Here is a 23,871-nt window from a genome sequence, read left to right on the forward strand (position 1 = left end):
CAGGTAGGTCGCGACGGTTGCTTTTGGCAGCCTCACCTAAATAAGGTGTGCCTATCCTAAACGTTGGCGAGAGGTTCTCATGTCCGTGTTTCAAGGCGGTGCCGGGCTCAGCCGGCGTGGATTCCTGATCGGCACCGGCGGTCTCGCCGCGGCCGCGGCGCTCACCGCGTGCGGCAGCAGCAACGACAAGCCGGCGGCCGCCGCCTCGGGTCCCTGGGAGTTCACCGACGACCGCGGCCAGAAGGCCGCGCGTGACCAGCGTCCGTCCCGGGTGGTGGCCTACGCCAGCTCGGCCGCCGCGCTGTGGGACTACGGCGTCCACCCGCTCGGCGTGTTCGGCCCGCAGAAGACGGCCGACGGCGCCAAGGAGATCCAGGCCGGCAACATCGACCTGAACGCCGTCACCTCGATCGGCAACGCGTGGGACGACTTCAGCATGGAGAAGTTCGCCGCGCTCAAGCCGGACCTGGTCGTCACCGGCCTGACCGGCACCAAGCCGACCGACCTGTGGGTGCTGAAGGACGACCTCGGCCCCAAGGTGCAGGCGATCGCGCCGATCGTGGCGATGTCGGAGTACAAGGTCACGCTGCCGAAGGTGATCGAACGCTACGAGCAGCTCGCCGTGGCCCTCGGCGGTGACGCGAACTCCGCCGCCATCAAGAAGGGCAAGGACGACTTCCAGCAGGCGTCCGACGACCTCAAGGCCGCGCTCAAGGCCAAGCCGGGGCTCAAGGTGCTCGTGGTGTCCAGCGACAAGGACAACCTGTACGTCTGCAAGCCGGAGTTCTTCGCCGACCTCGCCTACTACCGCGAGCTGGGCATGGACATCGTCGACGGCGCCGGCCCGGACGAGTACTTCGAGACGCTCAGCTGGGAGCAGGCGGGCAAGTACCCGGCCGACCTGATCCTCAGCGACAGCCGCACGTTCGCGCTGTCCCGCCAGCAGCTGGCGGCGATCCCGACCTGGGCGCAGCTGGCCCCGGTCAAGGCGAACCAGCTCGCCGACTGGTCGACCGAGCCGCGGTTCAACCCGGTGCTCGCGGCCCCGGTCATCCAGAAGCTGACCGAGGTCGTGAAGGGCGCCCGCACCGACATCACCGCCTGAGGAGGCCCGTCATGACCAACCCGTTCGAAGACCCCGCCGGCACCTACCTGGTGCTGGTGAACGCCGAGAACCAGCACAGCCTGTGGCCGGAGTTCGTCGACGTCCCGGCGGGCTGGACGATCGCCTTCGGCCCGGAGAGCCGGCAGGCCTGCCTGGACCACGTCGAAGCGAACTGGACGGACATGCGGCCGAAGTCCCTGGCCGACGCCATGGACAACTGAGCTTCACCCGCTGAGAACGCCGGGAGCCCACGGGGTTCCCGGCGTTGTCGCGGGTCAAGGGGTGTCCCAGCCGGAGACGAACCGCCGGACCGCTCCCGTCGCCGGGTCGTACGACCGGCGTTCGATCGTGCCGATGTTCGCGCCGTAGACGTGGATCCCGACGGTGGGCACGTCGCCGACGGCCGCGACCGCGTGGACGTCATCGTCGGTCGTGCAGCACACGGTGACCTGCCCGCGTTCCCACACGTGCTCGCCGGCCGGCGTGAGCGGCCCGGTGGTTTCCGGCTTGGCGTAACGGAACTCGCGTTCGGCTCCCGAGTGGATGCCGACCACGCCCCAGGTGTCGTGGCCGTGCACGGGAGTGCGCTGACCGACGTTCCAGACCACGGCGGCCAAGCACCAGCGGTCGCCGGGAGCGATGTGGAGCGGGTAGTTGACGTGGTGCTCGGCCGACGGCCGGGTGACCTCGGGCGGGAGCCGGTAACCGCCGGCCAGGAGCGCGGTCAGCAGCTCCGCGACGTGCTCGGTGATCTTGTGCTCGTCGTCGGTGGCGCCGACCACGCGGTCGACGTCGTTGATGAAGGTCCGCAGGGCGGGTTCCACGATCTCCTCCTGGTCAGGACAGCACGCGGTAGATCAGGTGCGTGACCGAGTTCGTCGCGCGCCCCTCCACCTGCTCGAGGTTCAGCGGCGGGACGCCGTCGAACAGCCGCGTGCCGGCGCCGAGCATCAGCGGGGTGATGTGCAGGCGGATCTCGTTGATCAGGCCGGCGGCGAGGTACTGGTTGACCGTGGTCGCGCCGCCGTGGATGGAGATGTCGCCGTCCCCGGCCGCTTCGCGGGCGCGTTCGAACGCGGCCTCGATCCCGTCGGTGACGAAGTGGAACGTGGTGCCGCCGTCCATCGGCTGCGGGTCGCGCGCGTGGTGGGTGAGCACGAAGACCGGGCCGTGGTACGGCGGGTTGTCACCCCACCAGCCCTTCCACTGGCGGTCCCACTCGCCCCGGACCGGGCCGAACATGTTGCGCCCCATGATGAACGCCTTCGCCGTCATCATCCTGGCGAACTCGTCCGGGTGCTCCTCGGCGCCTTCGCCGAACCAAGCGTGCAGCTTGTCACCCCAGCCGTCACCGCCGTCGTCGCCGAAGGGGCGCTGCTCGGTCTGGCCGAGCCCGGCCGAGTACCCGTCGAGCGAAATCGTGAGATCGCAGGTCACCTTGGTCATCGTGTTGCCCTCCTTGCTGTGGACCTCAGCTTGGAGCAGTTCCGACATGACGTCCAATGCCAATTCCGCGCCGGACACATTGATAACCTTGATGAGTGTTCAACCTGGTCCATCTCAAGGTGCTGGCCGCGGTGGCCCGGCACGAATCGGTGACCGAAGCGGCGCGGGAGCTGCACTACTCGCAGCCGTCGGTGAGCCACCACCTGTCCCGGCTGGAGGCGACCACCGGGGTCAGGCTGGTCCAGCGGGTCGGCCGGGGGATCCGGCTGACCCCGGAAGGGCGGCTGCTGGCGAACCGGGCCGCCGAGATCGTGGGCCGGGTCGACGCGGCGAGCACCGAGCTGGCCGCGCAGGTCGGCCTGCAGGCGGGGCAGGTCCGGCTGGCGGCCAACGCGTCCGCGCTGGCCACGATCGTCCCGAAGGCGGCCGGCGCGCTGGCCGGGGCGCACCCCGGACTCCAGCTGAGCCTGTTCGACCGGCACCCGGTCGAAGCGCTGCAGATGCTGCGGCACGGCGAGATCGACGTCGCGCTCGTCTTCCACCACGCCGACGCCCCGCTCGAGGGGTTCCGGTTCCGGCACATCGGGGACGACCCGATCCACCTGATCAGCCGGCAGGCCGGCGACAGCCTCGCGAACCACCGCGACTCCGCCTGGATCGGCGGGTGCGCCCGGTGCCAGGAGGAGCTGATCGCCGTCTGCCGGCCGGCGGGTTTCACCCCGCGCCTCGGCTCGCTGAGCGACGACATGGTTGTGGTGCAGTCGCTGGTGGCGGCGGGGATCGGGGTGGCGATCCTGCCCGGCCTTGCGCTCCGGGCCCACCGGCGGCCGGATGTCCATGCCACCGAGCTCGTCGGCTTCGGCCGCCGGATCCACGCTGCGACCTATGGGGATCCGCCCGACCCGCCCGCGGTTGCCGCTGTGCTGGCGGCGCTGACGGAGGCGGCTGAGACGCGAGACTGAGCGGCGTCAGACGCCTCTAGACCCACCCGCTGCCGCCGTTATGCGAGGCCGGCGTGGCGACATCAGGCGCGCTGACCGGACCAAGCCGCCCAAAGCGTGGCGTACTGACCGCCGGCCGCGACGAGCTCGTCGTGCGTCCCGGACTCCACCACGGCACCCGCGTCGAGCACCACGATCCGGTCCGACGCCGCCGCCTGCGTCAAGCGGTGGGCCACCACCAAGGCCGTCCGCCCTTCCAGGGCCGCCGCGGCCGCTGCCTCCAGCACGCGGGAACCCGCGCTGCCCGCCTCCGCCGTCGCCTCGTCGAGGATTGCGATCGGCGGGTCGGCGAGCACCAGCCGGACCAGGGCAAGCTGCTGGGACTGCGTCACCGTCAGCTGGTGGCCGCCTTCACCGACAACCGTCGCGAGGCCGTCCGGCAGGCTGTCCACCCAGGACAGCGCCCCCACCTTCGCCAGCGCGGCCCGCAGCTCGGCGTCGGTCGCCGACGGGCGGGCGAGGCGCAGGTCGTCGGCCAGCGCGCCGGCGAAGACGTGGACCTCCTGGCTGATCAGCGCAACCGTCCGGCGAGTGGCCGCCGGGCCCAGCTCGTCCAGCGAGATGCCGCCGAGGGTGACCGAACCCGTGTCCGTGCGGTGGATACCGGCGATCAGCTTGGCCAGCGTGGTCTTCCCGGCGCCGCTCGCGCCGACCAGCGCGACCCGCTCGCCGGGCGCCACACCGAGGTCGATCTCGCGCAGCACCGGGTGTCCGTCCACATAGGAATACCCGGCCGCCGCCGTCTTGACCGACGCATCCACCGGACGTGCCGGGTGCGCAGGCTCCCGCTCGGCGGGCAGGTCGGCCACGCCGATCAGCCGCGCGAGGCTGGCCGCCGCCGCCTGCGCGTCGTCGACCAGCGCCAGCGCTGTCGTGATCGGCCCGAACAGGCTGTGGAAGTACAACGCCGCCGCCGTCGCGACGCCGACCGTCACCGCGTCCGCCCCGACCAGCAGGAACCCCATCGCCAGCACCGCCGACAGCCCGACGAACTCCGCCAGGTTGAGCCGCGCGTAGAACCGCGTCACCAGCCGGATCCCGCGCAGCGCCAGGTCGACGGCGGTGTCGGAGCGCTTCCGCACGCGGTCCAGGTGGACGTCGGTCAGCCGGAACGCGCGGACCGTCTTCGCGCCGCCGATGGTGTCGAGCAGCTGCTGCTGTTGCGCCCCGACGGCCTCGCGCTGGTCGGCGTAGAGCGGCTTCGCGCGCGGCACGTACCAGCGCACCGTCCACAGCTGGATCGGCACGGCCACCAGCGCGGCCAGCAGGAACCGCCAGTCGAGCACGGCCAGCGCGCCGAGCGTGAGCACCACCGTCAGCACCGAGCGGCCCAGCTCGGGCAGCGCCTGCCGGACACCTTCCGCGACAACCGAGACGTCGTTCGTCACGCGGGCGGTGAGGTCGCCGGAGCCGGCGCGCTCAAGCTGGTCGAGCGGCAGCCCGAGTGCGCGCTCGACAAACCGTTCGCGCAGCTCGGCCAGGATCGTCTCGCCCAGCCGCGCGACCAGCGACACACCGATCGCGGTCGCGACCGCCTGGCCGAGCGCGACGAGCACCAGGCCCACGACGGGCGTGATCAGCTCGCTCGCCGGCCGGCGCGTCGCGACGAGGTCGACCACGCGGCCGAGCAGGGGAGCGGTGAGCAGGCCGATCGCGGTCGCGGCGACGAGCATCGTGAACGCGGCCGTCGCGCGGCCCTTCGCCCGGCCGATCAGCTCGCCGACCACGGCGCGGATCCGGCGGCCGTCGGCCACGGGGAGGAGTTCGCGGGTCATGACAGCACCGCCGCCCGGTAGTCGGCGCGACCGGCCAGCTCGGTGTGGCTGCCCTCGCCCGCTATCCGCCCGTCGTCGAGCAGGACGACGCGGTCGGTCGCGGCGAGCAGCGCCGGGCTGGTGGTCACGAGGATCGTGGTGCGGCCGCGCCGCAGCTCGGCCAGGCCCGCGGCGATCCGGGCCTCGGTGACGGTGTCGACGGCGGTGGTCGGGTCGTGGAGCACCAGCACCGGCGCGTCCACGGCGAGGGCCCGAGCCAGCGCGACCCGCTGGCGTTGCCCGCCGGAGAGGGATCTCCCGCGTTCGCTGACCGCGGTCGCGACGCCGTCGGGCAGCGCGCTCGCCACCTCGTCGACGGCGGCCGCGGACATCGCTTCGGCGGCGCGGGGCCCGGCTTCCACGTTCTCGGCGAGCGTTCCGGCGAACAGGTCGGCGTCGTGCGCGGCGACCAGCACCACCTCGCGCACCCGGCTCGGGTCCACAGTGGACAGGTCGACCGAGTCGACCGACACCGAGCCGGTCGCGGGGTCCGCGGCGCGGCCGAGGCAGTCGAGCAGGTCCGTGGCGGCGGCGGGATCGGTGGCGACCACACCGAGCAGCTCACCCGGCCGCGCTTCGAAGTCGACGTCAAGCAGAGCGCCGCGGCTGAGCGCGGACAGCCGCACGTGCCCGGCCGACGGCTCCGGCAGCGTCGCGGTGCCTTCGCCGACCGCGGGCGGCGCGTTGAGCACGTCGGCGATGCGCCCGGCCGACGCCCGGCCCTGGGCGAGCTCGCCGTTCACCCACGAGAAGATCGAGAACGGCGTGATCAGGTACTGGGCGAGCCCGACCGCGGCGACCAGGTCGCCGACGCTGATGTCGCCCGCCGCGGCGAGATTGCCGCCGACGAGCGCGACCAGGGCGATGAAGATGCCGGTCAGCCCGAGCAGCGCGCCGTTGTGCCAGGCCTGGGCGCGCGCCGCGCGCAGCGTCGCCCGCAGCGAGTCCTGGCTGGTCCGGCGGTAGCGGTCGACGGCGGCGCGTTCGGCGCCGACACCCTTCAGCACCCGCAGGCCGGCGACGAGGTCGGTGGCGATGCCGGACGCGAACGCGGACCGTTCCTGCTCGGCTTCGCTGCGGCGCTCCAGGGGTTTCCCGATGAGGTGCGCCAGGTACAGCATCGGCGGTGTGCCGAGCAGCACCAGCAGGCCGAGGGGCAGTGACATGGTGAGCAGCACGACGGCGCTGACCACCAGCCCGGCCAGGCCGGCAACACCGAAGGGCAGCACGCCGTTGAGCTGGCCGACGCGCTTCGCGTCCGCCGTCCCGATGCTCACCAGCTCACCCGCGAGGTTGCCGGCTTCGGCGCCGCCGCCGGGGTGCAGCACGCGGCGGCCGAGGTCGAGGCGCAGTTCGTGGGCGGCGCGTTCGGCGGCGCGCTCGCCGAAGCGGGCGCCCAGCCGGTAGCTGGTCGACAGCGCGGCGAACAGCACGCCCAGCACCGCCAGCCAGATCAGCAGCGTGCCCACCGAGCCGCCGGCGACGGCCTGGTCGATCACGACGCCGATCACCACCGGGACCAGCGCCTCACCGCCCTGGTGGCCCGCGGTCAGCAGCGACGCGAGCGTCACCGACCGGCGTTGCCCGGCGATCGAACGGCGGAGGACTTCCCGTCCGGTCGTGCTCACCCGCGCCTCCCTGTCCTGTTCCGTGGATAGGTAAGGCTAGTCTAAGTAAGGAACTCACGGGGAAACGGTCGGCTTCGTCTCAGTTCGCGGTTCGGTCGCCGGTTCGCCGAAGCGGGCCAGCGCGAGCGCGGCGGCGACGGCGAGGACGAACCCCGCCACGGCGACCACGGCGAACCCCGGCCGGGTGCGGTCGCCGAGCGCGAGCACGCCGACCAGCGACGGGAACACCGTCTCGCCGAGCACCATCATCGCGGTCGATGTGGTGACGCTCCCGCGTTGCAACGCCGTCGCGTAGAACAGCATCGCCATCCCGCCCGCGACCGCGACGGTGTAGGTCGCCGGGTCGGTGAGCAGGTCCAGCGGCGCGAGGCTGGGGATGATCCGCCCGGCGATCGCGACCACGCCGAAGCACAGCCCGGCGACGAGCCCGAGCGCCGGCGTCCGCACCCGGCGGTTCGCCTTCCCGGCGACGATTCCCGCGCCGGCCAGCACGACGACGGCGCCGATGAGCACCAGCCGGAACCCGAGCCCGACCGGGTCCGAGCCCTCGCTCTCCGCGGCGGCGCCGAGCAGCGCCAGCCCGGCGCACACCACGGCGATCGCCGCCCACTCCCGCCGGCCGAGCCGCACCCCGAGGAACCGCGCGGCGACGGCGGTCACGGCGAGGCTCGCGGCGAGCGCGGCCTGCACGACGAACAGCGGCAGCACGTGCAGGGCCACGATCTGCGCGACGAACCCGAGGACGTCCAGCAGCAGCCCGAGCACGAACTTCCACTGGCCGAGCACGCGGACCAGCAGCTTCGGGTCGACCCCGTCGGCGCCGGTGTCCGTCGCGCGCGCAGCGACCGACTGCATCACCGAAGCGACGCCGTACGCGCATGCCGCGCCCAGGGCGCAGAGCAGACCCCACCACATGACGATCACTCTATGGCGAATTTTGTCGGACCCGCGCGGTAGGTTCCGGGTATGTCGAACACGAGTTCGAAGACGCACCGTTCGTGGCCCGCCCGGCTGGCCACCGACGAGCTGCGCCTGCAGCTGGACTTCCTGCAGTTCTTGCGGGCCACGGCGGTGAACAAGGTGGCCGGCCTGACCCGCGAGCAAGCGGCGGCGACCCCGTTGCCGACGTCACCGCGGATGAGCGCGCTGGGGGTGCTGAAGCACCTGACGGCGGTCGAGCGCTGGTGGCTGTCGATCGAAGCGGGCGGAGCGGACCTGCCGTCGTTGTGGGCGGGGACGCCGGACCCGAGCTGGGACCTGAAGCCGGAGGACACGCCGGCGTCGGTGGTGGCGGCGTACCGGGCGGAGTGGGCGCGGGCCGAGAAGTCGCTGCGGAGGCTGGGGCCGGACGACAAGACCCGGCGGCGGTCGGAGTTCACGGTCCGCTGGGTGCTGGCCCACGTGGTCCAGGAGACGGCGCGGCACGTGGGGCACCTGGACGTGCTACGTGAGCTGGCCGACGGGGAGGTGGGTGAATGACGGGGGGTTCGGTTGCGTAAACCGGATGACGGGATCGCTATCCTGGGTTCGTGGCCGTCGTTGCGGAGTACCGCCGATTTACCGGCCCCCTGGCCCTTTCCGGGTGCCAGCGGGGTTCCGGTGCCACGTCCGCGGTCTGTGTGGCCTGATCAGCACGGCCTGGTCCGATCCGGTCGGTCCGGGGTGATCTGCTTGATTCGGGCGGCTTGAACCGCTCGGTCCGACGCCACGATGTTCGCTTCGGCCGTCGTGCCCGCACTGACCTCGCCACGGTGTTCCGGGCCAGGGGGAGCGTTTTTCTCCCAGCCAACCCGCACACCCTGGAGGTTCCGTCATGCCCGAAGCACTCACCCCGGCCCAGCTCATCCGCGACCTCGCCGTCCGCGACCTCACCGACCCGGCGGCCGGGCCGCACGCGATCCAGCTGGTCGTCGACCGTGCCGTCGCGGCGGTGGCCGGCCGGTGGGACTGCGCCGTCCGGCGGTGGCCGGGCGACCGGATCGTCACGATCGCCGACAACTACGACAACCTCGGCTACGACCCGGCCGACGTCACCCGCGACGCGCGCTACACCCGCTACGTCGACTCCGGCCACGTGCTGCGCAGCCACTCCAGCGCGATGATCCCGGCCGCATTGCGCGCACTGGCCGCAAGCCCCGTCGACGACGTCCTGCTCGTGTGCCCGGGCGGCGTCTACCGCCGCGACAGCATCGACCGGCTGCACAGCGGCACACCCCACCAGCTCGACCTGTGGCGCGTCACCCGCCGGCCGATGACCCGCGCCGACCTGGAAGACCTGGTGGCAGCACTCCTCGAGGCGCTCCTGCCGGACCGGAAGTGGCGGCTCGAGGACCGCCATCATCCGTACACAGTGGACGGTGCCCAGCTCGACGTCGACCACAACGGCGAGTGGGTCGAGATCGCCGAGTGCGGGCTCGCCCACCCGGCCGTCCTGGAGCGAGCCGGCCTCGACGACGGCTGGTCGGGCCTCGCGCTCGGCATGGGCCTCGACCGGATGCTGATGCTGCTCAAGGGCATCCCGGACATCCGCCTCCTGCGTTCGGCCGAACCGGCGGTCGCCGCGCAGCTCACCGGCCTCGAGCCGTACCGCCCGGTGTCGGCACTCCCACCGGTCCGCCGCGACCTCTCGATCGCGGTCGCGTCCGACGACCGAGCCGAGGACCTCGGCGACCGCGTCCGCGATGCTCTGGGGGACGATGCGGAGGTCGTGGAGTCGGTCGAGATCCGCCAGGAGACGCCGTGTGCGGAGCTGCCACCACAGGCACTGGCCCGCCTCGGCGCCCGCCGGGACCAGAAGAACCTGCTGATCAGGCTGGTCCTCCGCCCGATGGGTACAACGCTGTCGGACCACGAGGCGAACGTCCTGCGCGACCGGGCGTATGCGGCCTTGCACCAGGGGACCGTCCACCAGTGGGCGGCGGAGTGACCTCAGTGCGTGATGAGGTCGTAGAGGAAGTTGACCCCGACGCCGAGGGGAATCGAGAAGAAGAGCCCGGCCAGGAAGAACAGCCACTGTTGCCGCTTCACCGGGCGTTCGCCCTTCACCTGTGCGCTCTCGATGACCGCACGGACGGCGTCGGCCTCGTCCTGGTGCAGAGCCGCAAGCTTTTGGTTCTCATCCGCTTCTGCCTTGATGCGCTCGAGGGCGATGATCTGGAGCTGGAACTCCGCTTCGATTTCGGTGGTCAGCCAACCCGACTGTTCGAGGTTGCGGCGCAGCAGATCGACTTTGACTTCGGTCGGCGTCGCTCGGACATCGCGACTGCCTTCCCGAGATTTGGCGCTGCTCAATATCCTGAGAGGCCCGGGACGCAGGTCTCGGATCGACTCCGAAGAGGGCAGCTGCCGGGCAATCGCCGAGGCACCGTCCGGCGTCCCACCGGTCGCCCCCGTAGGGTGTGGACATGGCAGATCGGCTCTACTTCCGGCAGTTGCTCGCCGGGCGGGACTTCGCTGTCGGGGATCCCGTGGCGACGCAGATGGTGAACTTCGCCTACCTCATCGGCGATCGGGACACCAAGGAAGCGGTGATCGTCGACCCGGCCTACGCCGTTCAGGATCTGCTGGGTGTGCTCGAGGCCGATGGCATGCGGCTGACCGGTGTGCTCGCGACGCACCACCACCCCGACCACGTCGGCGGTGAGATGCTCGGCTTCTCACTGCCCGGGATCGCCGAGCTCCTCGCGGTCGAGCAGGTGCCGATCCACGTCAACGGCGCCGAGACCGAATGGGTCCGCCGCGTCACCGGGGTGTCCGCCACCGACCTGCGCGCGCACGACCACGACGACGTGCTCGAGGTCGGGTCGATCCCCATCCGGCTGCTGCACACGCCCGGGCACACGCCGGGCAGCCAGTGCTTCCTGGTCGAGGACAAGCTCGTCTCGGGAGACACGCTGTTCCTCGAAGGCTGCGGCCGCACCGACTTCCCCGGCGGGGACGCCGAGGAGATCTACCGCAGCCTCCAGGCGCTCGCCGGCCTGGCCGGGGACCCCGTCGTCTACCCCGGGCACCAGTACTCGGCCGAGCCGTCCGCCTCGCTCTCCGAGGTGAAGCGCACGAACTTCGTCTACCGGCCGCGGTCCCTGGACGAGTGGAAGGTCATGTTCGGCGGCTGACGGCTTCGTCCACTTAGGCCGGTCCGGTCCGCTCCAGGGTAGCCGGGCGCGGCCGCCGTTCCACGGGATGAAACACCGGGCGTTCACGGACTGGGAGCACGCGTCCACGGATTGACTTCCCCTCGCCGGGGCTCGAAGCTCGGGATCACGCAATCCCGAACATCCCCGTCCCCGGGAGAAATCCGTGTCGATTTCCACCACGGGCGTGCTGACGCGCGCCCGGAAGACCGCCGAGGCGCCGCCTCGCAACGCGCGAAGGCGGCTCGACCTGCGGCGCTGGATCAGCCCGATCGTGCTGGTCGCCGTCTGGCAGGTCGCCGCGGCCACCGGTGTCCTGCCGCCGGACAAGCTCAGCTCACCGTGGACGGTCGTGCAGGCCGGGGTCGAAGTCGCGCGCAGCGGAGAGCTCGGTGACGCGTTCGCGGTGTCACTCGGCCGCGTCGGCGCCGGGTTCGCGCTCGGCGCGATCACCGGGGTGCTCCTCGGCATCGTCTCGGGGCTGTCGCGCTGGGGCGAGGCGCTGGTCGACCCGCCGGTGCAGATGCTGCGCACCCTGCCGTTCCTCGGCCTGATCCCGCTGTTCATCCTGTGGTTCGGGATCGGCGAGGAGACCAAGATCGTGCTGGTCGCGCTCGGCGTGGCGTTCCCGCTGTACCTGAACGTCCACTCGGGAATCCGCGGCGCCGACCCGGACCTCGTCGAAGCCTCACGGGCGCTCGGGTTCAGCCGCGCGGAACGGCTCTGGCACGTCGTCCTGCCCGGCGCGCTGCCCCAGGCGCTGGTCGGGCTGCGGCAGTCGCTCGGCCTCGCCTGGCTCGCGCTGATCGTCGGGGAGACGGTGAACGCCGACGCCGGTGTCGGCTACCTCATCAACAACGCGCGGGAGTTCCTGCGCACCGACGTCGTGGTGGTCGGCCTGATCCTGTACGCCCTGCTCGGCCTGGTCACCGACGCGCTGGTCCGGCTGCTCGAACGGAAGGTGCTCCGGTGGCGGACGCGGTAGCGGAGATCCGGGACCTGACCAAGCGGTTCGGCGACCGGACCGTCCTCAGTGGACTCGACCTGACGGTGGAGCGCGGCGAGTTCGTCGCCCTGCTCGGCCGCAGCGGCTCCGGCAAGTCGACGCTGCTGCGTGTCCTGGCCGGGCTCGACAACCAGGTCGAGGGCAGCGTGGACGTGCCCGGGACCGTTTCGGTCGCCTTCCAGCAGCCCCGGCTGCTGCCGTGGCGGAAGGTCTGGCGCAACGTCGTCCTCGGCCTGCGCCAGGAAGGCGTCTCCAAGGCGCGCAACCGGACCCTGGCCGAGAAGGCGCTGGCCGAGGTCCACCTGGCCGAGCACGCGGACGACTGGCCGCTGACCCTGTCCGGCGGTGAGGCCCAGCGTGTCTCGCTCGCCCGCGCGCTGGTGCGCGAACCCGGCCTGCTCCTGCTCGACGAGCCGTTCGGCGCCCTCGACGCGCTCACCCGGATCGCGATGCACGGGCTGGTCCAGGACCTGTGGCGGCGGCACCGGCCCGGCGTCCTGCTGGTGACGCACGACGTCGACGAGGCGCTGCTGCTCGCCGGCCGGGTGCTGGTGCTTGACGGTGGCCGGATCGTCGCCGAGCACCGGCCGCGCGAAGCCGCCGACCACGACGACCTCCGCCGGCGGGTGCTGGCGGACCTGGGAGTGACCGAAGATGCGCATGCGTAAGGCTTTGACCGTCGTCGCGGCGGCGTTCGTGCTGGCCGGGTGCGGCTCGGCGACGAGCTCGGACCCGGGCCCGGCGGCCGTGCCGGGACCGGTGAGCCCGGCCGACCTGGCGAAGGTGACACTCAAGGTCGGTGACCAGAAGGGCGGCGTGAAGTCGCTGCTCACCGCGGCGGGCCAGCTCGACGGCACGCCGTACAAGATCGAATGGGCGACGTTCACCTCGGGCCCGCCGCTGCTCGAAGCGGCCTCGGCCGGCGCGATCGACATCGGCCGGGTCGGGAACACCCCGCCGATCTTCGCTGCGGCCGCGAAGGCGAAGATCGCGGTCGTCAGCGTGGCGCGCAGCAACGTCGAGCGGGAGACCATCCTCGTCCCGCCCGACTCGCCGCTGACGAACGTCGCCTCGCTCAAGGGCAAGACGATCGGTGTCGCGAAAGGCAGTTCCGCGCACGGCCAGCTGCTGAACACCCTGCACAACAACGGGTTGTCCACCAAGGACGTCAAGGTGAGCTTCCTGCAGCCCGCCGAGGCCTACGCCGCGTTCACCCAGCACACGATCGACGCGTGGGCGATCTGGGACCCCTACACCGCGCAGGCCCAGATCGAAGCCAAGGCGCGGGTGCTCGCCGACGGCCGGGGCGCGTCCAACGGCCTGGCCTTCGAAACCGCGAGCACCGCGGCGCTGGCCGACCCCGGCAGGAACTCGGCGATCCGCGACTTCGTGATCCGGGTGGTCAAGGCCCAGAAGTGGGCCGACACGCACCGCACGGAGTGGGCGGCGGCGTGGGCCAAGGAGACCGGGCTCAAGCTCGAAGTGGCCCAGAAGGCCGTGGACGCGGGCCGCGACCGGCCGATCGCGCTGGACGATTCGGTGGTGGCGTCGGAGCAACAGCTCGCGGACGCCTTCAGCGACGAGAAGACTCTGCCGGGGAAGGTGGACTTCGCCGCGTACGTCGACCGGCGGTTCGGTCCCGACCTGGATCAGGCGAGGAGCAACGGATGAGCGTCAGGCTGCACTGGTTCCTGCCCACCAGCGGCGACGGCCGCACGATCGTGGAACGCTTCCACGCCAACCGGTCCCAGGGCCCGTCGGCGCAGCGCGAACCCGACCTGGACTACCTGGCGCAGGTCGCCCGCGCCGCCGAGCGGCAGGGTTTCGAAGGTGTCCTGACCCCGACCGGCACGTGGTGCGAGGACGCCTGGCTGACCACCGCCGCGCTGATCCGGGAGACGACCCGGCTGAAGTTCCTGGTCGCGTTCCGCCCCGGCGTCATCTCGCCGACGCTGGCCGCGCAGATGGCGGGCACCTTCCAACGACTGTCGAACGGCCGGGTGCTGCTCAACATCGTCACCGGCGGTGACGCGGTCGAGCAGCGGCGCTTCGGCGACTGGCACGACCACGACGCCCGTTACGCCCGCACCGACGAGTTCCTGACGATCGTGCGCGGGGTGTGGTCGGGACAGCCGTTCTCCTTCGCAGGGGAGCACCTGAAGGTCGAAGGCGCGACAACCCTGGCCGCGCCGGACCCGCTGCCGCCGATCTACTTCGGCGGCTCGTCACCGGCCGCGCTGCCGGTCGCGGCGCGGCACGCCGACGTCTACCTGACCTGGGGCGAGCCGCCCGCGCAGGTGGCCGAGAAGATCGGCAAGGTCCGTGCGCTGGCCGGCGACCGGCCGATCCGCTTCGGCGTCCGGTTGCACACGATCTCGCGCGACACTTCGGCCGAAGCCTGGGCGGAAGCGCAGAAGCTGCTGGACGCGCTGAGCCCGGAGCAGGTCGCCAAGGCGCAGGCGCAGCTGGCCGCCAGCGAGTCGGTGGGGCAGCAGCGGATGGTCGCGCTGCACGGCGGCCGCACCGACGGCGGCGTCCGCGGGCTGGAGATCCACCCGAACCTGTGGGCCGGCGTCGGCCTGGTCCGCGGCGGCGCGGGCACGGCGCTGGTCGGCAGCCACAGCGAGGTCGCGGACCTGATCGAGGAGTACCACAGCATCGGCGTGAGCGAGTTCGTCCTCTCCGGCTACCCGCACCTGGAGGAGGCGTACTGGTTCGGCGACGGCGTCCGGCCGGAGCTCGCGCGACGCGGCCTGATCAAGGAGTTCTAACCCCAGCGGGGCGAGGCGTAGACGACGACGTTGTCGCGATAGGACCGTTTCGCCGCGTCGAAGCTGCCGCCGCAGGTGATGAGCCGCAGTGCGCTGCCCGGCGCGGGCCCGTACACCGCGTCGGTCGGGAACGCGTCCTTCGGGTAGCGCTGGACGCCGTCCACGACGAAGCGGGTCTCCTGGCCGTCCGAGCGCGCGACGAACACTTGGTCCCCGTCGCGCAGCTCGCGCAGCCGGAAGAACGGCGCCGGCCCGGACCGGGAGTCGACGTGGGCGGCGATCACCGCCGGGCCCGGGTCACCCGGCACCGGGCCGGCGGCGTACCAGCCGACGTCCTCGAAGCGCGCCGGCGCCTCGAGCTGGTGGTCGGCGCCCAGCCCGAGCGGGACGAGCGCGGGCGCGTCCACGCCGATGGCGGGGATCCGCAGCCGCACCGGGCGGACGTCGGCGGCGGCGGGCAGCGGTTGCGGCCCGGTCGCCGTCGGGGTCGCGGACGGCGGTGTGACCGAAGGCGGCGTGGCGGCCGGAGCCGCCGAGCACCCCGCGGCCAGCGCGGCCACGACGAGCAGGACGCCGAGGTCAGCGCGCACGGGCCGCCCGGCGTCCCACCACGAAGGCGGCCAGCAGGGCGATCGCCGCGAACACCGGCCACAGCGGGATCCCGGACGACGGCGCGGTGCCGCCGCCTCCGGTTTCGACGCCGAACTTCGGTGGTTCTGGCAAGGCCGCGCCGTCCGAGATCGGGTTCGCCTTGAGCGCTCCGGCGTTCTCGGTGACCAGCAGCGTTGTCGAAGTCCCCGCCTTGACGTCGACGTCGGCGGTGGACTTCACCGAGCCGCCGCTCAGCTGCAGCGGCCAGCGGCCTTCCGGCACGTCGACGTAGTTCGAGGTCAGGCCGTAGGGCGCGTCCTTGGCGAGCGAAACGCCCTGCGGCCCGTCGACGCTGACCGGCGTGATCGCCGCCGACCCTTCGACGACCCGGACCCGGCCCTTGCCCGCCGCGGGCGGGGTGAGGTCGTCGGTGAGCAGGTCACCCTTGAGCGTGCCGTCGGGGCCGTTCGCGAAGACCAGCAAGGAGTAGGCGTTGCGCTCGGCGACCTCGATCGTCGCCGACAGCGCGGGCGGGGTGCTGGCCGCGGCGTCGGCGGGCCGCATCGAAAGCGTGTACTTGCCGGGGCCGAGCGAGGAGTACGGCGTGACCGCGCCGTACCCGGCCTTGCGGATCACGACCTTCTCCGCCTGGCCGAACGGCGCGAAGTAGATGTCCACCGGCGGCACCTTGGGGGAGAGGTGACCGACCCGGATCCAGCCGACGCCCGGGCCGGGCGCGGTCGCCGCCTCGGCCGTCACCGGCGTCAGCGCGACGAGCAGGAGGGCTGCGGCGGCCAGCCCGCCGGGTCTGAGCAGGAGCCGTGGAAGGGTGCGCATGGGAGGGCCTTTCGCCGGTCAGGGAGAGGAGAACGGGACGAGCAGTCCCGTCGGTGCGAACAGCGGATAGGTGACGAGCACGCCGCCGGCGGTCCGGGCGACCGAGGACGGGCGGAACAGGTCGCGCTGGCCGGCGTAGAACTCGGCCGCCCCGTCTTCACCGCCGGCCAGCAGCACCCGGCGGCGCGGCTGCCCGGCCGGGTCCTCGCCCGGGACCTCGGGGAAGGCCGTGACCCGGACGGGCTGGAGCGCCGCGAGCGCGGCGATCGTCGCGATGAGCCGGGGGTCGGCACGGCCCGCGCGGAGCACGGCGGCGGCGTCCGGCGTGAGGCTGATCCGGGCGGACGACGCCAGCGCCTCGCCGGCGTGGGCGCGCGCCGAGGACTCCGAAGGCCCCGCCGGGTCGGCCGGGGACAGGCCGAGGCGCGAGACGGTGACCCGGCCCTCGCCCGCGCCGAAGACCGCGGTCACCCCGGCGGTGCCGAGAGTGCCGTCGAGAGCGGGGAAGTGCTGCCGGAGGTCGGCCCCGTCACCGGTGAAGACGGCCCACTCGGCGGGCGGGCAGGTGGCCGCACACGCCGCGGGCGCGGCCAGCATGCCGGTCGGCCAGCCGGCCTTCGCGAGCTCGGCCCAGGCAGCGTCGTCGACCAGCAGCCGGGCGCCGGATGCGTTGGCCTGCAACCATTCCTGGGCTTCGGCGAGCGGCCCGCGCCGGTCGGTCGAGGGTTTCAGCGCCGGGTAGCCGTACACCCAGCCGACGGCGACCACCGCGACCAGGACGACGGTCGCCAGGGCGATCCCGCGCGAACGGCCGGCTTCCCACCGGTGCGCCGCGGTGCGCTGGCGGGTCATGGCCTGGGCGACGCCGGCGAGCAGCAGCGGAGTCAGGGGCAGCAGCAGGGCGAGCACGGCGGTGTCGGGCACACCGGGGATGGCCAGCGTCGCCGCCAGCAGCAGGCCGGACACCGCGAGCGGCCGCAGCGCGGTGACGGCGAGCGCGGCCACCAGCGCGACCGTCGACAGCACCGCCCATGCCGGGTCGAGCGCGACCCAGTCGGCGACCGAAGGCCGGCTCGCGGCGGCGAGGTGCGGCCGGAGGACGTCGGCGGCCGGGCCGAAGGCGATGCCCAGCCCCAGGTTGAGCAGCACCGCCACCAGCGCCGCCCGGGCCGGCGCGCGCCGCACGAGCAGCCAGCCGGCCGCGGGCAGGAAGAACAGGGCCAGCGGCGAGGTGAGGACCGCCGCGAGCAGGCAGATCGCGGCCAGCACGTCGTGGCGGATCCGGCCGCCGGGCTTGGTGACCAGCACCAGCGCGCCCAGTGCCCACACCACCGCGAGGTGCTCGACGACGACCAGCCGCTGCAGGCCGAGCGCCAGTGGTGAAGCCGCGACGAGCACCACCGCGGCCGCCGACGCCCACCGGGTCAGGCCGAGCCGGCGCGCCAGGACCCACAGCAGGACGATGCCGGCCACGGCGGCGACGAGCATCGTTTCGCGGACCGCGCCGAGGGCCGAGGCCGAACGGCCGAACGCGTCGGTGACCATCGTGTAGGCCGAGAGCTGCCACCAGCCGAACGGGCTCACCCCGGCGCCACCCGCGTCGGTGAACGGCGTGAAGTGCCCGAGCGCGTAGGCGTGCGCGACGTTCGCGGATTCGGCGGGCAGGGCCGGTGTCGTGGCGGCCAGGTAGAGCACCCGGAGGCCCCCGGCCAGCGCCAGCAGCGCCAGGACGATGTCGAGCGACAGCAACCGGTGTGCGGCCGGGGACGGAGTGCCCGGCCGCTCGGAAAGCGTCGCGGGGGAGGGGCCCGAGTACGACGTCCCCCAGCTGTGCTGGGCCATTGGACGGATCGTAGCCGCTCCCGATCACCCGTCCAGCTCGGGACGATTACGTCATCCGGACGGCCTAGAGATCGCCGGGGAGATCAAAAAGCCTTGTCCCGCAAGATTATTTCCGACTGTCCCGAGTGGATCCGGAGAGTGTCCGGGTCAACGCGAGTGCGACCGTCCGGACGGCGGGGGCAACCCGTTCGGTGCGCATCCGGTTGGCCCAGCCCGAGATCGAAACGGCGGCCACCGCGACACCGCGCGCGTCGAGCAGCGGGCTGGCCGCGCACACGACACCGACGCCGGATTCCTCGCGCTCCAGCGCGATCCCGTCCTCGCGGATCCGGGTGAGCTGACGGCGGAGCAAGCCGGGCGCCGTGATCGTCCGGGCGCTCATGCGGGGTAATCCGGCGTCGATCACCTGGTTCACCACGGATTCCGCGGAAAACGCCAGGATCGCCTTGCCGACGCCGGTCGCGTGCGCGGGAAACCGGCCGCCGATGCGGGACGGCAGCGTCGGCGCGTCCGGCCCGCGCAGCACGTCGAGGTAGACGACTTCGGTGCCTTCGAGGATCGCGAGATGCACGGTGTTGCGTGTCGCCTCGCGCAGATCCGCGAGGTACGGCCGGGCGGCTTCGACCAGCCCACGGCGGGGTGAGGCCAGTTGGCCGATTTCGAACAGCCGCAGGCCGAGCCGCACCGCGCTGTCCTCGCGCTGGAGCAGGCCGGTTTCGACGAGGTGCCCGACGAGCCGGTGCACGGTCGTCTTGGCGAGCCCGGTCCGGCGGGCCAGCTCGGAGACGCCGAGGGTCTCGTCACCCGGGCGGAAGGCGTCGAGGAGCGCGGCGAGCCGGGCGGCGACGAGGCCGTCGCCGCTCGCGCCGTCGTTCCGGCCAGCGGTACGCATGGGTTGAGTGTGCCCGATCTTCCCCGCCACTGTCACCAGGTCAGCGGAGGTGAGGTCAGTGGTCGTCGGCGCCGAGCACGAGCTTGACGCAGTGCGCCACGAGCCGTTCGCGCGAAACCTTCAGCGAGCCGTCGAGGTAGGAGATGAAGACGTTGCTCAGGGCCCCGACCAGCCCGATGGCGACCATGTGGCGTTCGGTCTCGTCACCGTGGGACAGCTGCTCGCCGACGAGCGCGGCGAACACCGGCAGCAGGTGCAGGCCCCGGCGGGTCAGCGCCGGGTCGGTCAGCGGCGCGAGCAGCAGGACGCGGCCCCGGCGCGGGTCGTCGACGATCAGCTCGACAAACGCGCGCACCGCGTGCTCGGCCCGCAGCGTGGGGTTCGGGGCGTCCCGGACCGCGGCCACCAGCGCCTGCCGGGCCTGCTCGCCGACGTGCTCGTACACCGCCGCGACGAGCTCTTCGCGGTCGGCGAAGCTTTCGTAGAAGTAGCGCTCGGTGAGCTTGGCGTGCCGGCAGACCGCGCGGACGCTCGTCCCGGCCGAGCCCTCGGTGCCCAGCAGTTCGAGCCCGGCGGCGACGAGCTGCTCACGGCGCAGCGCCTTCCGGTCGTCCAGGGTCGTGCCCGCCCACGTGCGGCCCGGCATGCTCGCTCCTCGGTTGACTACGTGTGTTGTCAGATCCTAGCCTGACAACAGCCGTAGTCAGTTCCGACTCGACGAGGAGAGCGCCGATGAGCAGGGAAGCACCCCGACCGCTGGGCCCCGACTCGCTCACGTGGAAGTACTTCGGCGACTGGCGTGGCCTGCTCATCGCGCTGTGGGCCGGCTCGATGCAGAACATGCACCCCGGCCTCGGCGCCGGCGTCGAGCAGCATTCCCGGTTCTTCGAAGAGCGGTGGCAACGGCTGTTCCGCTCGCTCTACCCGATCGGCGGCGTGGTCTACGACGGGCCGCGCGCGCACCGGACCGCTCTCGAGGTCCGCGGGTACCACGACCGCATCAAGGGGATCGACGCGCAAGGCCGCCGGTACCACGCGCTCGACCCCGACACCTACTACTGGGCGCATTCGACGTTCTTCGTCAGCACGATCCTCATCGCCGACCACTTCATGGGCGGCATCGGCGAGGTGGAGAAGCGGCGGCTGTTCGACGAGCACGTCACCTGGTGGCGGATGTACGACATGACCCTGCGGCCGGTGCCGGAGAGCTGGGAGGACTTCCAGCGCTACTGGAAGCACATGTGCGCCGAGGTCCTGGAGGACAACAAGGCCACCCGGGACGTCCTCGACCTGCGCGGGATCGCGAAACCGCCGTTCCTGCCCTGGCTGCCGGACGTGCTCTGGCGGCCGGTGAGCGTGCTGATCGCGAAGAACTTCGTCTGGCTGACGACCGGCCTCTACGACCGCGAGATCCGCGACCTGCTGGGCCTGCGCTGGTCCGAACGCGACGCGCGGCGCCACCGGCGGGCCGGGAAGCTGATCAACGCCGTGTTCAAGCTCGTCCCGCACGACCGTCGTTACCACCCGCGGGCCCGCGCCGGCTGGCGCCGCGTGCGCGGCGAGGTGGCTCCGGACGCGCCGGTGGTCGAGACTCCACCCAGGAACCTGCCGCCGCTGTCGGAGCGCGGCAAGCCGGAGCACTACGCGCCGAACGTCTAGGAGGCATTCGTGAAGCTGGGATTCCACGTCGGGTACTGGGGCAGCGGGCCGACCCCGGGTGCGCTGGAGGCCGTGGTGAGGGCCGAGGAGCTCGGCTTCGACTCGGTGTGGACGGCGGAGGCGTACGGCTCGGACGCCTTCACGCCCCTGGCCTGGTACGGCGCCTCCACCAGCCGGATCCGGCTCGGCACCAACATCGTCCAGATGGCGGCGCGCACCCCGACCGCGACGGCGATGAGCGCGCTCACCTTGGACCACCTGTCGGGTGGCCGGATGGTGCTCGGGCTCGGCGCGTCCGGCCCGCAGGTCGTCGAGGGCTGGTACGGCCAGCCGTACCCGAAACCCCTGGCGAGGACCCGGGAGTACGTCGACATCGTGCGCCAGGTGATCGCCCGCGAAGCCCCGGTGACCCTCGACGGCCAGCACTTCCAGCTGCCGTACAAGGGCGGCGCCGGCCTCGGCAAGGCGCTCAGGCCGACGGTCCACCCGCTGCGCAAGGACATCCCGATCCACCTGGCCGCGGAGGGCCCGAAGAACGTCGCCCTCTCCGCCGAGATCGGCGACGGCTGGCTGCCGCTGTTCTTCTCACCCAAGAGCAACAACTTCTACAAGGCGGCGCTGGAAGAGGGCTTCGCGCGGCCGGGCGCCCGGCACACCCTCGACACGTTCGAGGTCCCGTGCTCGGTCCCGGTGCTCGTCCACGACGACGTCGAGGAGGCGGCGAGCTGGATCAAGCCGTCACTCGCGCTGTACATCGGCGGGATGGGCGCGAAGAGCGTCAACTTCCACCACGACGTCTTCGCCCGGCTGGGGTACGAGGACGTGGCGGACAAGGTCCAGGAGCTGTACCTCGCGGGCCGCAAGGACGAGGCGACCGCGGCCATTCCGACGTCGCTCGTGGAGGACACGTCACTGATCGGACCCGCCGCAAAAATCCGCGACGAGCTGCAGGCCTGGGAGGAAACGGTCGTGACGCAGCTGCTGCTGCGTGGCGACGCGGCGACCCTGACGAAGATCGCCGAAGCCCTGGGCTGAGCGCCGCTGTCGGCACTTTTGTCGGGTTGCCGGGGTGGCGGGGCTCACGTACGGTCCCCGATTAACGCGAAAGTCGTTCACGTTAGTCGGGAGACCGTATGCGGGTGAGTCGTCGTACCGTCCTGGCCGGAGCCACCGCGCTCCCGTTCGCCGCCGCCGTGGCCGGACCCGCCGCGGCCGCCTCCGCGCTCAAGGTCGGCGTCGGGATCGGCGACGTCACCGGGCCCGCGGCCGAAAACGGCATGATGGGCTACTCCATGCCGCAGCAGCAGACCGCCGGCATCCACCTGCGCACCCGGGCCCGGGCCTACGTCGTCGACGACGGGACCCGCCGGATCGTCTTCGTCACCGCCGAGCTGGGCGCGCTGTTCCAGTCCGTCCACCAGGGTGTCCTGCGCGAACTGGTCCGGAAGTACGGCGACCGCTACACCGAGCAGAACGTCCTGCTCAACGCCACCCACACGCACTCCGCGTGCGGCGGTGACTCGCACTACGCCGCGTACGACCTGTCGATCCTCGGCTTCCAGCAGCAGACCTACGACGCCGTTGTCGCCGGGATCGTCGAGGCGATCAGCCGGGCGCACGACGACCTCGCGCCGGGCGAACTCAGCCTCGGCCGCACCGAGCTGACCGAGGCGAGCGCGAACCGGTCGAGGGTCGCCTTCGAGCGCAACCCCGACAAGGACCACTTCCCGCTCTCGATCGACCCGGCCGTCACCGTGCTGCGGTTCCGCCAAGGCGGGAAGGACGTCGGCGCGATCACCTGGTTCGCCACGCACGGCACGTCCATGAGCAACGGCAATCACCTGATCAGCAGCGACAACAAGGGCTACGCCGCCTACGCGTGGGAGCACGACCACGCGGGTGTCCGCTACCTCGACGGCCCGCCCGGGTTCGTCGCCGCCTTCGCCCAGACCAATTCCGGCGACATGACGCCGAACCTGAACCTCCAGCCGGGCACGCCGGAGACGGAGTTCCAGAACACCCGGCGCATCGGCGAACTCCAGTTCCAGGCGGCAAAACGCGCCTTCGACGCGGCGGGCGAGCCGATCACCGGCGGCGTGGACCACCGGATGACGTACGTGGACATGTCCGCCGTCGACGTCGACCCGCAGTTCACCCCGGACGGCCGCGCGCATCGGACCTGCACCGCCGCGATCGGCGTCTCGATGCTGGCCGGCAGCACCGAAGACGGGCCAGGTTTGCCGCTGCCCGAGGGTGTCAAGAACCCGTTCATCGACTGGCTCGGCGGCATCGACGCGCCGATCCCGCAGGCCCTGGCCGACGCGCAGGCACCGAAGGTCGTCGCGGTGCCGTTCGGCGCGATGAAGCCGTACCCGTGGGCGCCGGAGGTGCTGCCGCTGCAGATCGTCCGGATCGGGCAGCTGCACCTGGTCGCCGGGCCCGCGGAGTACACGATCGTCGCCGGGCTGCGGATCCGGAAGACCGTCGCCGCCGCGCTGGGCGTGCCGCTCGAGAACGTCCTCATGCAGGGCTACTCCAACGCTTACAGCCAGTACGTCACGACGCCGGAGGAGTACGACTCGCAGCAGTACGAAGGCGCGTCGACGCTCTTCGGCCGCTACACGCTGCCCGCGTATCAGCAGGAGTTCGGGAAGCTCGCCGCAGCGATGAAGGCGGGGACGTCGGTGCCGCACGGCCCGGTCCCGCGTGATCTGCGCGGCAAGCTCGTCAACTTCCAACCCGGTGTCGTCTTCGACAGCGCGCCGCTGCTGAAGAGCTTCGGCGACGTCGTCACCGACGCGAAGAGCAGCTACCGGCGCGGCGAGCAGGTCTCGGTAGCGTTCGTGACCGGCCATCCGAAGAACGACCTCCGCCGCGACGGCACGTTCCTCGAGATCCAGCAGTACGTGGACGGCCGCTGGGTCCGCTACGCCGACGACGGCGACTGGGCGACGAAGTTCCGGTGGACGCGGACGTTCGTGAGCGAGTCGCGGGCCGAGGTCACCTGGGACATTCCCGCGAACACGCCGGTCGGCAAGTACCGCGTTGTCCACTTCGGAGCGTGGAAGCACGGCCTCACCGGCGCCATCGCCCAGCTCAGCGGGACCTCCCGCGCCTTCGTCGTCTCCTGATCCGGAAAGGACCCG

General features: G+C 72.1%; 24 protein-coding genes. 13 read left to right on the forward strand and 11 right to left on the reverse strand.

The genetic code is table 11. The features are described 5' to 3' along the window. Nucleotides 1–79 precede the first annotated feature (79 nt). Both ACIA5G_RS32720 and ACIA5G_RS32725 read left to right on the forward strand, forming a co-directional pair. Nucleotides 80–1,105: an ABC transporter substrate-binding protein gene (locus ACIA5G_RS32720; RefSeq protein WP_395930199.1), complete on the forward strand. Its 1,026-nt coding sequence runs from the start codon at nucleotides 80–82 to the stop codon at nucleotides 1,103–1,105. 11 nt (nucleotides 1,106–1,116) lie between these two features. Beyond that, a complete protein-coding gene (locus tag ACIA5G_RS32725; RefSeq protein WP_395930201.1) occupies nucleotides 1,117–1,326 on the forward strand; it encodes an MbtH family protein in 210 nt (69 codons plus the stop codon). Between the two features lie 54 nt (nucleotides 1,327–1,380). Here ACIA5G_RS32725 and ACIA5G_RS32730 read toward each other — a convergent pair whose 3' ends face one another. Both ACIA5G_RS32730 and ACIA5G_RS32735 read right to left on the reverse strand, forming a co-directional pair. Continuing rightward, entirely contained in the window at nucleotides 1,381–1,929 is a 549-nt protein-coding gene (locus tag ACIA5G_RS32730) for a hypothetical protein (protein WP_395930203.1), read from the reverse strand. A gap of 13 nt (nucleotides 1,930–1,942) precedes the next feature. Further along, on the reverse strand, nucleotides 1,943–2,599 hold the full coding sequence (locus ACIA5G_RS32735) for a dihydrofolate reductase family protein (protein WP_395930205.1): 657 nt from the start codon (nucleotides 2,597–2,599) through the stop codon (nucleotides 1,943–1,945). A gap of 47 nt (nucleotides 2,600–2,646) precedes the next feature. Here ACIA5G_RS32735 and ACIA5G_RS32740 point away from each other — a divergent pair, with 47 nt between their 5' ends. Further along, the gene (locus ACIA5G_RS32740) at nucleotides 2,647–3,513 is read left to right on the forward strand and encodes a LysR family transcriptional regulator (RefSeq protein WP_395930207.1); all 867 of its coding nucleotides are present in this window, start codon (nucleotides 2,647–2,649) and stop codon (nucleotides 3,511–3,513) included. Nucleotides 3,514–3,575: 62 nt separating this feature from the next. On the opposite strand, the gene ACIA5G_RS32745 is transcribed toward ACIA5G_RS32740, so the two are convergent. From ACIA5G_RS32745 to ACIA5G_RS32755, 3 genes are read right to left on the reverse strand one after another with little or no spacing between them, the layout of a single operon-like run. Then, entirely contained in the window at nucleotides 3,576–5,327 is a 1,752-nt protein-coding gene (locus ACIA5G_RS32745; protein ID WP_395930209.1) for an ABC transporter ATP-binding protein, read from the reverse strand. After that, nucleotides 5,324–6,994, reverse strand: a complete 1,671-nt coding sequence (locus tag ACIA5G_RS32750) for an ABC transporter ATP-binding protein (protein ID WP_395930211.1) — start codon at nucleotides 6,992–6,994, stop codon at nucleotides 5,324–5,326. The genes ACIA5G_RS32745 and ACIA5G_RS32750 overlap by 4 nt, the downstream gene beginning before the upstream one ends. Before the next feature lie 54 nt (nucleotides 6,995–7,048). Beyond that, nucleotides 7,049–7,909 (reverse strand): hypothetical protein, encoded by an 861-nt coding sequence (locus tag ACIA5G_RS32755; RefSeq protein ID WP_395930213.1) that lies wholly within the window; start codon nucleotides 7,907–7,909, stop codon nucleotides 7,049–7,051. Nucleotides 7,910–7,960: 51 nt separating this feature from the next. Here ACIA5G_RS32755 and ACIA5G_RS32760 point away from each other — a divergent pair, with 51 nt between their 5' ends. Next, nucleotides 7,961–8,473 carry a DinB family protein gene (locus tag ACIA5G_RS32760; protein ID WP_395930215.1) on the forward strand — a complete coding sequence of 171 codons (513 nt, stop codon included), beginning with the start codon at nucleotides 7,961–7,963 and terminating at the stop codon, nucleotides 8,471–8,473. Between the two features lie 334 nt (nucleotides 8,474–8,807). Continuing rightward, complete coding sequence (locus ACIA5G_RS32765) at nucleotides 8,808–9,920, forward strand: hypothetical protein (RefSeq protein WP_395930217.1); 1,113 nt, start codon at nucleotides 8,808–8,810, stop codon at nucleotides 9,918–9,920. A 2-nt stretch (nucleotides 9,921–9,922) separates the two neighbouring features. Here the strand turns inward: ACIA5G_RS32765 and ACIA5G_RS32770 are convergent, their stop codons facing one another. Continuing rightward, complete coding sequence (locus ACIA5G_RS32770; RefSeq protein ID WP_395930219.1) at nucleotides 9,923–10,285, reverse strand: hypothetical protein; 363 nt, start codon at nucleotides 10,283–10,285, stop codon at nucleotides 9,923–9,925. A 113-nt stretch (nucleotides 10,286–10,398) separates the two neighbouring features. Between ACIA5G_RS32770 and ACIA5G_RS32775 the strand changes: the two genes are divergently transcribed. The 5 genes from ACIA5G_RS32775 (at nucleotide 10,399) to ACIA5G_RS32795 (ending at nucleotide 14,904) form a co-directional block, all read left to right on the forward strand. Further along, entirely contained in the window at nucleotides 10,399–11,109 is a 711-nt protein-coding gene (locus ACIA5G_RS32775; RefSeq protein WP_395930221.1) for an MBL fold metallo-hydrolase, read from the forward strand. A gap of 184 nt (nucleotides 11,110–11,293) precedes the next feature. Next, nucleotides 11,294–12,112 (forward strand): ABC transporter permease, encoded by an 819-nt coding sequence (locus ACIA5G_RS32780; RefSeq protein WP_395930223.1) that lies wholly within the window; start codon nucleotides 11,294–11,296, stop codon nucleotides 12,110–12,112. Beyond that, nucleotides 12,097–12,801: an ABC transporter ATP-binding protein gene (locus ACIA5G_RS32785; protein WP_395930225.1), complete on the forward strand. Its 705-nt coding sequence runs from the start codon at nucleotides 12,097–12,099 to the stop codon at nucleotides 12,799–12,801. The genes ACIA5G_RS32780 and ACIA5G_RS32785 overlap by 16 nt, the downstream gene beginning before the upstream one ends. Beyond that, on the forward strand, nucleotides 12,788–13,804 hold the full coding sequence (locus ACIA5G_RS32790; protein WP_395930227.1) for an aliphatic sulfonate ABC transporter substrate-binding protein: 1,017 nt from the start codon (nucleotides 12,788–12,790) through the stop codon (nucleotides 13,802–13,804). The genes ACIA5G_RS32785 and ACIA5G_RS32790 overlap by 14 nt, the downstream gene beginning before the upstream one ends. Further along, entirely contained in the window at nucleotides 13,801–14,904 is a 1,104-nt protein-coding gene (locus ACIA5G_RS32795) for an LLM class flavin-dependent oxidoreductase (RefSeq protein ID WP_395930229.1), read from the forward strand. Before ACIA5G_RS32790 ends, ACIA5G_RS32795 begins: the two co-directional genes overlap by 4 nt. Here the strand turns inward: ACIA5G_RS32795 and ACIA5G_RS32800 are convergent. The 5 genes from ACIA5G_RS32800 to ACIA5G_RS32820 all read right to left on the reverse strand — a co-directional run bounded on the left by ACIA5G_RS32800 (nucleotide 14,901) and on the right by ACIA5G_RS32820 (nucleotide 19,712). After that, complete coding sequence (locus ACIA5G_RS32800; protein WP_395930231.1) at nucleotides 14,901–15,494, reverse strand: class F sortase; 594 nt, start codon at nucleotides 15,492–15,494, stop codon at nucleotides 14,901–14,903. The two genes, ACIA5G_RS32795 and ACIA5G_RS32800, sit on opposite strands and share 4 nt — an antisense overlap. Further along, nucleotides 15,484–16,332, reverse strand: coding sequence for a DUF4397 domain-containing protein (locus ACIA5G_RS32805; protein ID WP_395930233.1), 849 nt, complete (start codon nucleotides 16,330–16,332; stop codon nucleotides 15,484–15,486). The genes ACIA5G_RS32800 and ACIA5G_RS32805 overlap by 11 nt, the downstream gene beginning before the upstream one ends. An 18-nt stretch (nucleotides 16,333–16,350) precedes the next feature. Next, the gene (locus tag ACIA5G_RS32810) at nucleotides 16,351–18,174 is read right to left on the reverse strand and encodes a glycosyl transferase (protein WP_395930235.1); all 1,824 of its coding nucleotides are present in this window, start codon (nucleotides 18,172–18,174) and stop codon (nucleotides 16,351–16,353) included. A 106-nt stretch (nucleotides 18,175–18,280) separates the two neighbouring features. Next, nucleotides 18,281–19,066 (reverse strand): IclR family transcriptional regulator, encoded by a 786-nt coding sequence (locus ACIA5G_RS32815; RefSeq protein ID WP_395930237.1) that lies wholly within the window; start codon nucleotides 19,064–19,066, stop codon nucleotides 18,281–18,283. Nucleotides 19,067–19,121: 55 nt separating this feature from the next. After that, nucleotides 19,122–19,712: a TetR/AcrR family transcriptional regulator gene (locus ACIA5G_RS32820; protein WP_395930239.1), complete on the reverse strand. Its 591-nt coding sequence runs from the start codon at nucleotides 19,710–19,712 to the stop codon at nucleotides 19,122–19,124. Nucleotides 19,713–19,798: 86 nt separating this feature from the next. Between ACIA5G_RS32820 and ACIA5G_RS32825 the strand changes: the two genes are divergently transcribed. From ACIA5G_RS32825 to ACIA5G_RS32835, 3 genes are all read left to right on the forward strand, one after another. Continuing rightward, a complete protein-coding gene (locus ACIA5G_RS32825) occupies nucleotides 19,799–20,725 on the forward strand; it encodes an oxygenase MpaB family protein (RefSeq protein WP_395930241.1) in 927 nt (308 codons plus the stop codon). Nucleotides 20,726–20,734: 9 nt separating this feature from the next. Beyond that, complete coding sequence (locus ACIA5G_RS32830) at nucleotides 20,735–21,760, forward strand: LLM class F420-dependent oxidoreductase (protein WP_395930243.1); 1,026 nt, start codon at nucleotides 20,735–20,737, stop codon at nucleotides 21,758–21,760. A 98-nt stretch (nucleotides 21,761–21,858) separates the two neighbouring features. Next, nucleotides 21,859–23,856 carry a neutral/alkaline ceramidase gene (locus ACIA5G_RS32835; protein ID WP_395930245.1) on the forward strand — a complete coding sequence of 666 codons (1,998 nt, stop codon included), beginning with the start codon at nucleotides 21,859–21,861 and terminating at the stop codon, nucleotides 23,854–23,856. Nucleotides 23,857–23,871: the final 15 nt, after the last annotated feature.

It is taken from the genome of Amycolatopsis sp. NPDC051758 (assembly GCF_044453095.1).
Classification (GTDB): Bacteria; Actinomycetota; Actinomycetes; order Mycobacteriales; family Pseudonocardiaceae; genus Amycolatopsis.

Coding starts and splice junctions, on each gene's coding strand:
- ACIA5G_RS32760 (WP_395930215.1), top strand. CDS start 7,961: ATGTCGAACACGAGTTCGAAGACGCACCGTTCGTGGCCCGCCCGGCTG.
- ACIA5G_RS32755 (WP_395930213.1), bottom strand. CDS start 7,909: ATGTGGTGGGGTCTGCTCTGCGCCCTGGGCGCGGCATGCGCGTACGGC.
- ACIA5G_RS32810 (WP_395930235.1), bottom strand. CDS start 18,174: ATGGCCCAGCACAGCTGGGGGACGTCGTACTCGGGCCCCTCCCCCGCG.
- ACIA5G_RS32720 (WP_395930199.1), top strand. CDS start 80: ATGTCCGTGTTTCAAGGCGGTGCCGGGCTCAGCCGGCGTGGATTCCTG.
- ACIA5G_RS32765 (WP_395930217.1), top strand. CDS start 8,808: ATGCCCGAAGCACTCACCCCGGCCCAGCTCATCCGCGACCTCGCCGTC.
- ACIA5G_RS32745 (WP_395930209.1), bottom strand. CDS start 5,327: ATGACCCGCGAACTCCTCCCCGTGGCCGACGGCCGCCGGATCCGCGCC.
- ACIA5G_RS32825 (WP_395930241.1), top strand. CDS start 19,799: ATGAGCAGGGAAGCACCCCGACCGCTGGGCCCCGACTCGCTCACGTGG.
- ACIA5G_RS32795 (WP_395930229.1), top strand. CDS start 13,801: ATGAGCGTCAGGCTGCACTGGTTCCTGCCCACCAGCGGCGACGGCCGC.
- ACIA5G_RS32725 (WP_395930201.1), top strand. CDS start 1,117: ATGACCAACCCGTTCGAAGACCCCGCCGGCACCTACCTGGTGCTGGTG.
- ACIA5G_RS32820 (WP_395930239.1), bottom strand. CDS start 19,712: ATGCCGGGCCGCACGTGGGCGGGCACGACCCTGGACGACCGGAAGGCG.
- ACIA5G_RS32775 (WP_395930221.1), top strand. CDS start 10,399: ATGGCAGATCGGCTCTACTTCCGGCAGTTGCTCGCCGGGCGGGACTTC.
- ACIA5G_RS32835 (WP_395930245.1), top strand. CDS start 21,859: ATGCGGGTGAGTCGTCGTACCGTCCTGGCCGGAGCCACCGCGCTCCCG.
- ACIA5G_RS32805 (WP_395930233.1), bottom strand. CDS start 16,332: ATGCGCACCCTTCCACGGCTCCTGCTCAGACCCGGCGGGCTGGCCGCC.
- ACIA5G_RS32790 (WP_395930227.1), top strand. CDS start 12,788: ATGCGCATGCGTAAGGCTTTGACCGTCGTCGCGGCGGCGTTCGTGCTG.
- ACIA5G_RS32735 (WP_395930205.1), bottom strand. CDS start 2,599: ATGTCGGAACTGCTCCAAGCTGAGGTCCACAGCAAGGAGGGCAACACG.
- ACIA5G_RS32815 (WP_395930237.1), bottom strand. CDS start 19,066: ATGCGTACCGCTGGCCGGAACGACGGCGCGAGCGGCGACGGCCTCGTC.